At 40.7% G+C, this 12,524-nt stretch carries 8 protein-coding genes; 2 read left to right on the top strand and 6 right to left on the bottom strand.

The genetic code is table 11. The features are described 5' to 3' along the window. Nucleotides 1–375 precede the first annotated feature (375 nt). The 5 genes from QA601_16760 to QA601_16740 all read right to left on the bottom strand — a co-directional run bounded on the left by QA601_16760 (nucleotide 376) and on the right by QA601_16740 (nucleotide 9,148). Nucleotides 376–2,439, bottom strand: coding sequence for a cellulase family glycosylhydrolase (locus tag QA601_16760; protein MDG5816751.1), 2,064 nt, complete (start codon nucleotides 2,437–2,439; stop codon nucleotides 376–378). 438 nt (nucleotides 2,440–2,877) lie between these two features. Continuing rightward, nucleotides 2,878–3,990 (bottom strand): M20/M25/M40 family metallo-hydrolase, encoded by a 1,113-nt coding sequence (locus QA601_16755; GenBank protein MDG5816750.1) that lies wholly within the window; start codon nucleotides 3,988–3,990, stop codon nucleotides 2,878–2,880. A 19-nt stretch (nucleotides 3,991–4,009) separates the two neighbouring features. Beyond that, nucleotides 4,010–4,486 (bottom strand): GNAT family N-acetyltransferase, encoded by a 477-nt coding sequence (locus QA601_16750; protein ID MDG5816749.1) that lies wholly within the window; start codon nucleotides 4,484–4,486, stop codon nucleotides 4,010–4,012. Nucleotides 4,487–4,954: 468 nt separating this feature from the next. Beyond that, on the bottom strand, nucleotides 4,955–5,950 hold the full coding sequence (locus QA601_16745; GenBank protein MDG5816748.1) for a transposase: 996 nt from the start codon (nucleotides 5,948–5,950) through the stop codon (nucleotides 4,955–4,957). Between the two features lie 528 nt (nucleotides 5,951–6,478). Continuing rightward, entirely contained in the window at nucleotides 6,479–9,148 is a 2,670-nt protein-coding gene (locus tag QA601_16740; protein ID MDG5816747.1) for a T9SS type A sorting domain-containing protein, read from the bottom strand. A 409-nt stretch (nucleotides 9,149–9,557) separates the two neighbouring features. Between QA601_16740 and QA601_16735 the strand changes: the two genes are divergently transcribed. After that, nucleotides 9,558–10,436 carry an undecaprenyl-diphosphate phosphatase gene (locus tag QA601_16735; GenBank protein ID MDG5816746.1) on the top strand — a complete coding sequence of 293 codons (879 nt, stop codon included), beginning with the start codon at nucleotides 9,558–9,560 and terminating at the stop codon, nucleotides 10,434–10,436. Between the two features lie 185 nt (nucleotides 10,437–10,621). Here the strand turns inward: QA601_16735 and QA601_16730 are convergent, their stop codons facing one another. Continuing rightward, nucleotides 10,622–11,239, bottom strand: coding sequence for an inorganic pyrophosphatase (locus QA601_16730; protein ID MDG5816745.1), 618 nt, complete (start codon nucleotides 11,237–11,239; stop codon nucleotides 10,622–10,624). A 134-nt stretch (nucleotides 11,240–11,373) separates the two neighbouring features. Between QA601_16730 and QA601_16725 the strand changes: the two genes are divergently transcribed. Next, nucleotides 11,374–12,300: a 1-phosphofructokinase family hexose kinase gene (locus QA601_16725; protein ID MDG5816744.1), complete on the top strand. Its 927-nt coding sequence runs from the start codon at nucleotides 11,374–11,376 to the stop codon at nucleotides 12,298–12,300. Nucleotides 12,301–12,524 lie beyond the last annotated feature (224 nt).

Below are 12,524 nucleotides of genomic sequence, written 5' to 3'. Positions count from 1 at the left end.
ACGGACTGTGTTTTTAAGGGACGGACTGTGTTTTTAAGGGACGGACTGTGTTTATTTTTAGCAGTATAACACTAATTAGAAAAAAATAATAGTTCGAAAAACTTTCCCTGAAAATACAGCTTTTATGTTAAAAATGGATTCAATGTGGCAGGAGAAGATGTGTTTCTGGTAAAGAGCATTGATTAATGTCCCTGAAGGATGTAAAAAGAGACATGCAGAAAAGTTTGCAGTCCTGAGGCGTAAGAATAGGGAAGGGTTGATTTGATTAAAAAAGATGAGAATATTACAGATGTCTTTATTCCTATTCGTGCCATATAAGTGTAAATGGAAAATTTGTGAGATTAAAGAATTAATTCAATCTCACATCTCACTTTATTATCGTACCAGGTTTAATACTGACCGGTGAACGTGTTTACCATTTGAAACCCGTAGAAGATAGTGTCCATTTGAGATATCAGAACGGTTCATTCTATACTCAAATCTTCCGTTTCTGTCGGGAGTAATAATTGTTGTACTGATTAGACTACCTTTGAGATCATAGATACTTAGCTTCGTGTTATTAACCGCAATCGCATCGAAAGAAATAAGTACTGAAGAAGCGCATACCTGCGTTGTGATATTTAAATTGTCCTCTCTGAAGTTTGGAGTTAGAGAAACAGAAGTTGGCGAAGAGACTTTTTTGAGGCTTGCATTACTTATGTACACCGTTGCATCCGATACCTCTCCTGCATTAAACTCCACTCTTGCATCAGTATATGTAGGCTCCTCCATGGTGAATTCAAACTCAAATGGTGTCATTGATGTAGTAAGTGAGATAGTGTGACCACCATTCATAAACGATGTATACGGCTCATCATTCATTGCAACATTTATACTAAGTGTTCTTTCTGACTCTGCACTGGCATTAAACGAGAGAACATAGTGAGCCCCCTCTTCAATGGTGAGTCCTGACTGGATAAATTGAACATTCCAGGGTTCTTCACCGGGATCTGTAATTTGAATGGTATAAACACCTTCTACAGGCTCACCATCAGCAGCACCATCATGAGTGTTAAGGACCCAGGGGTATCCACTCGCAGAGAAATCGCCATTAATAAGCAGTTCGTTATCGCCCGGTATACCTTCATCCTCATCATCACCTACTATTATCGTTACAGGTGTTGATGCTGTTGTCTGATCTTTACTGTCAGTTGCTCTGGCTGTTATCAGATGCGTACCTGTATCTACTTCACTCCATTCATATGAATACGGGGCAGATGTCGCTTCTCCCAGTTTGGTATCACCTCTAAAGAATTCTACCCGGCTTATATCGGCATTGAAAGCATTAGCGGTTGCAGTAAGAATTATGGTAGCAGGTGGGGTAAAGGTTGAGTTATTGTCAGGTGAAATGACAGATACTATCGGGGGGCGGTCTGTATCCTCATCGTCTGAAAAAATCGAGGCCTCCACAGATGTTTCGGCAATACCATTTCTTCCATTGATCAAGTTTTCACCCCAGGGTGTAAGGGTATGGTCATTCCACCCCTGTACCATGTCAAGATCATCCAAATAATCGGGTGCTCCTGGTGTATTGCCCATCCATGACCAACCAATATAGCCAAAACCATGCTGTTCACAACCATCCAAAATAGCTTGCCAGGCTACATCATTTCTTTTGTGAGTATCAGCAAACTCGCCTACTACCAAAGGCAGGTCTTTACTGACAAAGGCATCAAAATACTGGTTTACTCTATTTGCCTGAGCATAAACCTCGTACATATGTACGCTAAAAATTATGTTTCGTTGGGGATCTGCATCAAAAACCTCCTGTGCGGTAGTGCCATCACGCATTGCATTGCTCCAGTCCTGACCCCAGTTCGGTGCATCAACCATTAACAAGTGTCTAAAACCTTCGTCACGAAGTCTTTGTATAGCAGTGATGTGGTCGTCTTTCCAAACCTGTGCAGGATTGTCAACATTACCGATCGGTTCATTAGCAATGTTGATTATCACTTCATCTTCTCTGCCCAGTAATACATCTTTAATTTCTATCCAATAATCCACAGCAGTACTTATGTGAGCTGCTTGTGGTGCATATTCATCTCCATAACCTGTACAATCATGAACTTCGAGAATGGGTACCAACTTGTTTTCTAGGCAGATGTTGATAACATTTTCTACATCAGAAGCACTGTTTCTTCCCCAGTTTCCACTATGGGCTCCATTGCTTAATACAACTCTTACAGAATTAGCACCAGTCGCTTTAATAGCAGGAATTTGAGAACTTAGCTGGTGTTCAAACCATGTGTGTGGGTAATTGATTCCCCGCATCACAAACTCATTTCCATTTGCATCGAGAACTTGTCTACCGTTAATAGTAAAAGCTTCATTTGGTGTGAAAAATCCCCACATTGAAGCGATTAAACAAATAAGACTCCATTTTAAATAGAAATGCTTCATTTTACCCACTCCTAATCAAGAAATAAATTTTCATTCAGAACGTGTATTTGAATCAACACATTGGATCTATATTAAAAGTTGTAGCTTTTTAGTATCCCTGCCAGAAATAACACTTTTAAATTTAAGATACAAAAAAAAATGTCTGAATGATGAATGTTTAGGCGAATGACCACAAATATCGATGGCATCTGTGTCAATAATCAAAAAAATTCCAGTGAAATTAAACATCGATTATGAAACATAGAATCCTTTAGTATTTTAAAGAAATACACCATCTATGTGCTTAAGAATTGGAGTGAATCGAGTTACAAAGATATAAATTGCAGATATTTAAAAAGGCACCACGCTAAAAAAAGCCTTCTCTGTACTGTAAAAAACAACCAAGATCAGAAAAAAACAGCCTACAACTATTTTAAACCTTACTGGCAAAAACCCTACTTAAGAGCTGCTTTGGTGAAAGAGCAGACGGGTAAATATTTCTGCTGCGTCTATTACCTGTGCAGCAGTAACCGATTCATCGATAGTGTGAGCCTTTGCAAGTTGTCCAGGGCCAAGGATAATAGGTTTGCAGTCACATTCAAAAAGTAAATTAGCATCAGAATGACTTTTAAAAGCACCGGGATTCCATTTTAGCCCCGATCCGTTGTAAATATCTTTCAACTGAACAGAAAGTGATTCGTCTTCACCTACCCTAAAACCATTACTTAAAGTAGGGAACTCCAGCTCATGGCGGGAAGCGTCGCTCTGATTCATTCTGGATTCTATAAAAGGCAGAAGTGAATCCATGTATGATCTGGTACTATAGTCAGGTGGAATATGAAAATCGATGCTTACCGCACAGCTGTCCGGAACAGCAAAACCTGATTCTGAGCTGTGAAGGTCCCGAATATTTAAAGCTGCGTGAGGTTTACTACTTTCAACATATTCTTCAAGGTTTAACAGAAAACGGAGCATTGCCCGTATAGCATTGAATTGGTGATCTGAAAGAGCAGCATGGCGTCGTTCCCCAAATGTGCGCAAATTCATTTCAATGTAACCGTAATGGTCCAGACAGGGGGTTAAATCTGTAGGCTCAGCCACAAGTGCTCTTTTAAAACTGTACTCATCCAGCAGCACACTTGTTCCATCACCGTTTTCCTCTTCCCCTACAACCAAAGCAAGCATAACATTATCGGGCAAAAAATTACCCATCGCGGCAGTAAGAAACGCCTCTATAAGCGCTGCGCATCCACCTTTCATATCTGCACTTCCCAGACCAAAACAAACCCCTCCACGTTCATTGTATTCAAAGTTTTCAATGTCGGGAGCTGCTATTGTGTCTATATGGCCAAGAAACAGCGTGTCTGGAGTTGCTCTGCCCGAAGAGATCAATAAGTTACATCTGCTCTCATCCACTGGTTGTTTTTTTATCGCCAGCCCTTTAGAAGCTATATACTCCCACAGAAAGGTTGTTAAGTCTTCCTCTTTTCCCGAAGGGCTGTAAATGTTTACCATATCCCGAAATAGATCCATCAGGCGTTTTTGTTGTATTGATATTCCATGCTGGTACATTTTTGTTCCTCGTTTTTTATTAGTCATCGCTGGTAAGATTGAGGGTCATATAAACATGATCGGTTGGGTTTTCAAAACCCAGACGGCTAAAAAAGTTGATTGCAGGTTTGTTATCGGCCTGAGTGTCTATGATTAGCATCCGGACACCAGCTTCAGCCATAATTTCCTTAAACCGTTCAAATAACTTACCCCCAACACCGCTGCGGCCGCATTGGGGATCAACGCCCAACCACAGAAGATGTCCGTAGCTCCAGGCAGAGCGTGCCTTTTTTATGACAGTACCCATGGCAAACCCTACCACATTTTCCTGAGATTGAGCAACAAGCATATATTCGGCTTCGCTGTTAAACAGGGCTGTAACTTCATATTCATCCCAGGTTCTGTAGAGGTTTGAATAATCCTGTGATGTGAAAACCTTTTCACCCAAATGAAAAATGGGGGCCAAATCGTCGATAGTAACAGAACGAATTAGTATGTCTTTTGTTGAATCACCCATAACATAATCACCTTTTTATTACAATAAAGCAGTACATATGGTGAATATACAAAAAATGTCAGGTATAGAACACACTATTAATGGGATAGAGAGAAGGGGGGGGGCTGTGGAGTGTGGGGGGACGGAGTGCTAATTTTTTTATGCAACGCAGGATGGGTTTTAGGGGACGGACCATGAGGTGACAGGAGGTTTCAAGGGACGGACTGCTGCCAGCTATATGCTCACCAAATGCAAAAAAAGTACGATTATTCAAACAATCAGGATCTATAATCTTTTAGGATGACCTGGTAGTTCATTTTTTGATGAGTGGATGGGTGTAGAAAGAATTTGTAATTAGGCAAAATACCTAAATGGAAATCAACAACCGAAATAAATTTTGGCTCTTAATTATGTACTTATTTCAGGTTACGTTGAGGGTATAGAAGCTAACAAATTCGACGCATAGAAATTGTTGAACCACATTTAAGTTCAATGTAAAGGATCATCTTTGTTCAGTTGGTTCCCAGTTTTGTAATAAGTTTCACCAGCATTTATCATTTTTACTACCGGACTGATTGTGATCTTAAGGTACTGAGCTATGACAGAAATTGGAATCAGTTCTTTTTTATAGAGGTGATTACAAAAAAGAATTCTTGCTTCCGACCTGTTGTTCTTCCAACCTCGTTTGAATAACTCATGTAATTCTATATTGTGCTTTCTGCAAACCCATTGGGCGGTTTTTTCCAGAATAAAGAGGTAATCACCTCTGCGATACTTTCCGTTCATATTACTCCAATACTTTTCCATTGTTTTACTTACAAATTCAGTTTTTCCTATAACCGCAGGCCATCCTTTGCACGATTTAACTATTTCTTTTTTTTCAGTCTCAGAAAGACTACCTGCCTCTTGCGGGCTTTCTTCCACGTAGTTTTCTTCCAAAAACTTGAGATAATTCTCAACCGCTTCTATCTCTTCCTTCCCAAAGCGGCGTAAGCAATCCTTCCGACTTTGAAAATTTTTACCCAGAGCGCAGTTTTTGCCTAACAAATACCCATGCCCACACCAGGTATAAGCTTTAAGCTGCTCAAGAGACTTTACTTTTCCGGCCCTAAGAGGATTCAAATTAATATACTTTACTAGCTGAGCTGTGTAGTCCTGATCCTGACATAGAGCTGATTTGAACCTGTTTTGAAACAGATACCCCGTCCTATTATACTTATGATTGTAGTACTGTGCATACCCGCCATTTAATCCTCTCATCAGCTTTTCCAGTCTTAGGTGATTTGTTCTGATAAGCATATGGTAATGATTATCCATTAGAGTCCAGGTATAGCACTCAAAGCCAGTTTTATTTAACCCCTTTTCAAGTCTTGAAAGAAATTCATACCTGTCATCATCATCCAGGAACATGTCTTTACCTTCTATCGAGTGTGCCATGATGTGATAAAAAGAGCCAGCTTCTTCGATACGTCGGGTGCGTGGCATGAGCTATCCTTTTTTCGTTTAAGGGTTTTAATAGTGCGGGTAAAAAAAGCAATAGCAGAAATGATGCCAGTATGTTAAGGGTTCTCCATTCGTTTATTGCATGCCATTATAAGCCCTCAAATCACTGTAAATTTTTCTGATTAGAGTTTATTCTCTTCCATGGTTATTTATGAATATGAAAAAGGAATCTCAGATTTGGGAATCACAAGAATGGGCAGTCCGTCCCCTAAAGATCGCAAAAAAGGCCAAAAACAAACACAATAAAGCAGTCCGTCCCCGCCCCAAACCCATCACCCCAAATACTTTAACCCTTAAAGATGCAAAAGTAACTGAAAACACTGACGGTTATTACTCCACTACCCATACACTTATACTCTTACACTCTCCCCGTTTTTGAATAATAGGGAGCACAGTGTCAATTGCAGATCGTATGAACTTTATTCTAAGACATACAGTACCTAAAAAAAAAGAGAAGCAGATTTTATCACTGCTTCTCTTTTTGAAGAATCAAACTATTGTAATTATCTCTTAACGGTAAATGTTAAAGCTTTTTACCTGTTTGTTTTTCCCTGCTCTCAATCTCACTAAGTACAGACCTGAAGAAAGTCTCGAAACATCAAACATGTGTGTGTGAACACCTACGGGCTTACTTCCGGTAAAGGACTCCAAAACCCGTCCTCTGATATCAAGTAGCTCGATACCTACAGTGCTACCTTCACTTAAACTGAAAGTTACCTCAGTTAACCTGTAAAACGGATTCTGAGATATTCTTACTACATCAAACTCGTTTGTTACATTGCTGCTTCTTACAATACTAGTAGGAATATCTTCATAGCTTATAACCCCCACTCCTGCATAATTATTTACAAGGTATTCAACATGTTCAACAGCATTGAGTGTGTATCGATACCCCTCTAAGCTAATAGGATTCCAGCGCATCTGGTCTCGTGAAAACGCAGTAAAACCATCCTCCCACGGATGATCCATATCATCTTCTCCCGGAAAAATTGACCCTATGTCACTAATCTCTTCACCTCCGTAAATTCTTGCTATTCTATGCGCCCGCTCAATGTGATTGTTTTCACTAATTATCGATGCCTCTACACCGACACCCCAGATGTAATCTCTCTTTTCGGTATAATAGTAATTGTTAAATACATGGACATCGCCAAACCGTACCCTCGGTTGTCTTTGGTTGTTGTTGGTCCATAGATTATGGTGATAGGTAACCTTCATAAAACCTCGGTCATAAGTATGGTTATCAGCATGGCCCACAAGAGATGTCTTATCGTTATCCCGAAACTCATTCCACGAAATGGTAATATAGCTTGCTTCCCTTTTTATATCGATGGCTCCATCTGCTGCGTTTATAAAGAGGTTATGATCTATCCAGATATGACTTGCACCCTCTTCGATATTGATTGCATCATCAACTGCATCAGAAAATGTGATATTCCGTATAATGATATTGTTTGGAGTTATTTCGCCGTTTGGATCAAAGTCAAATAAATCTGCTATCAGTGGCTCTGATGTTGCAGCTTCACCATTGTTTCGTGTACCCCTGATATTGAATCCGCCTCTTGTTATGTGGGCTCCCTCCAGACCGAAAAGTGTTTTATTGGGAGCTATTTCATGCATTCTGTCTGATGCTTTTCCATGAGGACTGTTTGGGTTTTCGGGTAATTCAATCTCACCATCGATAAGAATTACATAGGGTTCCTGTCTGAACATATAATCTATCAACTCCTCAGCTGTTGAGACAGTTACCACTTCACCACCTTCACCACCGGTTACTTCAAAGCCAACACCGGCAAATCCCTGAAGTGAGAAGTCTGGCTCAGGATTATCACCTTCACCAGTGTAGACAAAAACTGCAGTGATATTCTTATCGCTGTCCATTGTTACCGATACGGGATTAACGTTTCCATCTAAATCTCCGCTCCACTCATAAAATTCCCAGTTGCTTAAAGCTGATGCTGTGATTTCAACAACAGTTTCGGAAGGGAAATCTTCCTGATTCGGACTTTTCTCTAGAAATCCATTTCCTTCAGTATGTAAAGAAAGAATGAAGTGCTCAGTACCCGGATCGACAGGGTCCACTGGATCGACAGGGTCGTTTGAGTCGGGTAAGGACCCGGGTGCACCTGCCCATTGCAGGAGGAGTTCAGGAATATCCGCAGCATCATGAAGCACATGAGAATAGTGGTATGGAATATCCACAGATGTATTTGATTCCATATGATCGGTGGGAGAATTAACGACGATGTTTCCTGTAACGTCCCAGTAACCCTGCTCACTGCTGCCATACCAGTGCCCCACCGGCCCCTGTATATACCCAGCGTGTCCATCCTCGGTTCCGGAGCCTACATTATCAAAGTAATTGTTTTCTATCTTAACCTGTGCTCCCATTCTGCAATTTATGGCTGATGATTCAATATCTTTAAAGTAATTATTAAATGTGTGCACGGTGGCAAATCTGATAAGAGGTGTTCTTGAGTTTATGTTTCTGTATATATTATGATGATAGGTGATTTTATCTGGTGCTAGAGAAGCATTGTCATTGTGTCCAAGAAGAGAAGCTTTCCAGCTGTTTTGGAAAATATTCCACGAAACAGTGACATATTCAACACCTCTTTTAATATCCACAAGGCCATCGTAGTAGTCCTTGTCATCGAACGTATCGGGGCCTTCGCTGAAAAAAGTGTTTCTATCAATCCAAATGTTATGGCTGTTATTGGTTAGTTCAATTCCAGTTCCTTCACCTTGAGATACGTGATGGATGGTAAGGTTGCGAAATATCACGTTGTTAGCGCGGCTTACAGTCCAACCGACTCCTGTAAATATTCCTTTGTCTTCAACCCCAATGATAGAAACATTGGACATATCTTTAAGGTTCATCTTACTTCTGCCAAAATTATCTTCATGAATAGTTACATCTATATATATGATAATTCTTGCTTCACCTTCTCCTGAATAATTACCATCTCGGTAACTTCTCAGTAGCTGGTAGACATATTCTCCTGGATTATCGTATCCTGCCGCTGCGTATTCACTTGCATAGAAAACATCACCCCCGGCACCGCCTGTTGTGCCACCGTTCATTGATGCAAAACCGACAAGTGAGAAATCAGGTTCGCCATAGGAAAATGAAACCATGATAATCAAAAAACTTAGTAGCTTGTAGAGCCTGAATTTCATAGTGAGCCTCCGTTGGTGAGATATTAATGTTTTATTAAATAAAAGTTTCACTGTATCTGAAAGTAATATAACAACAAAAAGGGGATTATGGATCAACAAAGGAGTTTCCAAACATAATTCCGTGGGCAATTGTGGCCACATTGCAAGATTACATGTAAATCAATTGTAAAGAGAAAAGAAGTTTAAAAATGACAGATTAGTTTGAGCCTGAAAAGAAAAGTCAAGCAGTATGGTGCTTGGGATATAAAGAGGATGAAAAGAAATAAAGCGCACGGTTTTTTGTGCCTGAAACTGGTATTTTCCTTGCTTTAGATAGTATTTTCATACTTCCATTCCTTACAAACTATGTAGGGTAAATTCATCGTGAGCTGATTAAGCTGGTATTTATTAATTATGGCAGGAGAACCATGTGAGTTTTTTTGAAGCTGTTGTTCTTGGTATAGTGCAAGGTATATTCATGTTTTTCCCGGTCAGCTCCACAAGCCACCTTGCGCTGACTCAGCATTTGTTTATAGCAACGGGGTCGGAGCTCCCACCGCCAGATTCCCCTGAGATGATTTTATTTGACCTGGTGGTCCATGTGGGAACATTGGTCTCAATTGTAGTTGTATTCAAGAAAAGTCTTGGAACGTTTCTAAAAAAATCCTGGGCCGGTTTTAACGATCGGTTACGTGGGGGTAAGGACTCGGTGGGCAAACTTTATGTACGCCTGGCACTCTTTGGGCTGCTTTCAGTGTTTGTAACAGGCCTTGTTGGTTTTCCTGCAAAAGCGATGTTTGAGAGGATATTTGCCAATCCACTAATGATTTCAGCGACATTGATAACAACAGGAATTTTACTCTACTGGACTGATGTCTTACCCAGCAGGCCTCTTGGTTTAAGGCTGCTAAATTCTAAGGTTGCTTTGGCGGTTGGAATCGGACAGGGTTTGGCGCTTATGCCGGGACTTAGTCGTAGCGGCACCACCATAGCCTTTGGATTGTTTGCCGGATTGAAGCGACGTTGGGCTGCAGAGTATAGCTTTTTCATTGCGATTCCCACTATTCTTGGCGCAACTCTAATTCAGGGAATTGAGGTCGCTACGGCTGGTGGATTGCAGGAGATTAGTATCATTGCTATGATTGTGGGATTTGTAGTTTCTGCACTCGTTGGAATCGCTGCGCTCTATCTTGTTCTGCAATTACTCTACAAGGCGCGTCTAAAATTTTTCTCCTTCTATGTATGGGGACTGGCTTTGGTGATAATTGTGACATCGCTTTGGGGTGCTACCTGGTTTAGTCCGGTTTAAAGTGCATTGCCAGAAGATAGTGGAGAAAATTGTTGGGGAGCTTGCTGCGGCGGCTAGCTGTGGTTGCCAGAAACTGTGAGTATCTCCACCGATGCTTTTTTTAGCTACAGAGAAAACAATGTCCTGCCAGTGGGTGTATCCACTATCCACGCTGAATTCTGAGCAAAAGAAGGGGAGCATCCGTTTTATCTTTTTAAACCAAAAAAGTTATAGTAATCAACAATAGCCGCTCTGATTACGCTTCTGGCATGGTCTGCTCCATAAGGGTTACCTACACTTACGGTAGTTTTTTCACCGGGTATGGTTTTATAGGTGGTGAAATAGTGTGTTTGACGTTTGATCAGTTTACCGGGAAGTTCTTTAATATCTTCAACATCTCCCCAAAGAGGATCATTCTCCAAAACAGCAATGATCTTATCATCAGCCAAACCCTTATCCAACATTGGTATTCCTCCTATGACTTTAGCTTTGAGGAAAACATCGCCTCTTGGAATAGCACGTTCGCTGAAGATACAAATATCGAGCGGGTCCATATCACCCTTATTTGCTCCATCCATAAGCTTGGCGACTTCTTTAGCACATAGTGTTCGTGGAATGATTCCATACGGCGTTGGTGGGAGAGAAGACATCAGTTGGGGGCGATCGATAAAAAGGTAGCCATTTTCTTTATTGATTTCCAATTTCACATGATCAAAGGGGGTCATTTCTATGAATGCGTTTACGATTTTTGGTGCATGCTCCCCATTTTCAACACCATGCCAGGGGTGAGGTCGGGATGTTAGGTATGATCTGTTTGTATCCATCTATTTTAAGCCCAATGGTGTTTTTTTAAGAGTACGTACTGCAAAAAAAGTACCTGCAATCAAATTATTTGGCCTGCTTGTTGCTTTTTCACTTTGCATAAAAAGGTTTATCTCAAATAATAAAAGGACAAGTGATGAGTCGAGTAGTAACAGTAACTGTTAACCCCACAGTCGATGTACATTTTGAGATTGAACAAATTGTTCCCGAGCGTAAGCTTAGAAGCACAATACCGGTACGTCATCCTGGCGGAGGTGGAATCAATGTATCGCGAGTACTGAGCCGTTTAGGGAAGGTTTCTCATGCACTGTTTACCCGCGGAGGGGAATTGGGGCAGATGATCTCAAGAATGCTCAAAGAGGAGAATATACGATACTTACCCATGGATATTGCTGGTTTGACCAGAGAAGATTACATGGTAAAAGAGAGAGCTACGGGAAATATGCTGCGTTTCAATTTGCCCGGTCCCGATATGTCTGATGATGAAATAGAGCAAACATTTACTACCATAGTAAATTATGTCGAACAAGGGGATTATCTTGTGCTAAGCGGAAGTCTCCCGCCAAAGATGCCCGAAGACTTTTATTTTGAGATTGTGCAGAGTGTTTCTCAAAAAGGTGTACGCTGTATTGTGGATACTTCAGGAGCACCGCTAAAAAAGGTAGTGGAATCGAATGTTTTTCTGCTTAAACCCAATTTAAAAGAACTTACAGAAATTTATGGCAGGAACATTTATAGAGAAGAGGAGCAACTTCTGGCAGCAAAGTCTTTAGTTGATAAGGGAATGATTGAGAATGTGGTTTTGTCGTTGGGTGCCGATGGAGCTCTGTTGGTAAATAAAGACACACATATCAGATCGCAATCACCGAAGGTAGAGGTGGTGAGCAGAGTTGGAGCTGGAGATAGTATGACAGCAGGTATTGTTTATGGCTTAAGCGAAGGTTATAACATCGAAAATGCGATCAAGTATGGTATTGCAGCTGGAGCTGCAACGGTTATGACTCCCGGAACAGAGTTATGCAGAGGTGAAGATATTGAGCACATTTTAGGGCAGCTCAACTGATGCAATAGATGTTTAAGCAATTTTCCTCCACCCCTTATCCTGCCTTCCCTGGAAGAGCTCCGTTTATTTGAGCTATCTGCTGATCTTTGTAACTACTGTAAAAACCATCTTTTTTTTAAACAGTTTAACTGGCTTCATTTCTGGCTTCGCCGTTAGAAGTTCATGCGTACAAGTATGTTCTAAACTATTTTATGAGCCAATAAACTTACTATATTCATTCTGAT

Source organism: Chitinispirillales bacterium ANBcel5 (assembly GCA_029688955.1).
GTDB classification, from domain to species: Bacteria; Fibrobacterota; Chitinivibrionia; order Chitinivibrionales; family Chitinispirillaceae; genus Cellulosispirillum; species Cellulosispirillum alkaliphilum.
This window is presented reverse-complemented; position numbering and strand designations above follow the sequence as displayed.